The sequence below is a fragment of the Bacillus sp. 05T21 genome (genome assembly GCF_056396785.1).
The window spans coordinates 1-437 of record NZ_JBFTMD010000106.1 but is presented as its reverse complement, the minus strand read 5'-3'; the positions used below and the strand labels follow the sequence as shown (position 1 = coordinate 437).

Here is a 437-nt window from a genome sequence, read left to right as displayed (position 1 = left end):
GGCTGCGCCAGTGCGGCGGTTGCATCGCCGTCCACGTCCAGCAGCTGCAACGAGTGGCCGGTTGCCTGGCAACGTGCCGCGACCCGCCGCGCCACCTCGCGCGTGTTGCCGCTCAACGATGCATAGGCCATCAGGATGCGCATGGGCGGCTCACAGATCGTCGAAGCCATTGTCCGCATTGGTCTTCTTGTAGCTGGCGTTGCGCATCTCGAAGAAGTCGGTCTTGGTCTCGGTGAAATTGTCGGCGTAGGCCTTGATCCACGGCATCACGTTGACGTTGGTATCGCTGTAGAGCTTCTCGATGCCGAGCATGCCGGCCATCTTGTTGGCGCGGTACTTCACGTAGCGGATCATCTCGTCCACGTCGATGCCGTCGATGCCGTCCAGCACCTCGCCGGTCCAGCGCGTTTCCAGCGCGATGGCGTGCTCGAACGCGT

Annotated in this window: 1 protein-coding gene; it reads right to left on the bottom strand. The window is 62.9% G+C overall.

Features of this window, described 5'->3' with window-relative positions:
* Positions 1-150: 150 nt before the first annotated feature.
* The coding region (locus AC1DKZ_RS33060) for a ribonucleotide-diphosphate reductase subunit beta (protein ID WP_476997984.1) at positions 151-437 on the bottom strand (287 nt) is incomplete at its 5' end.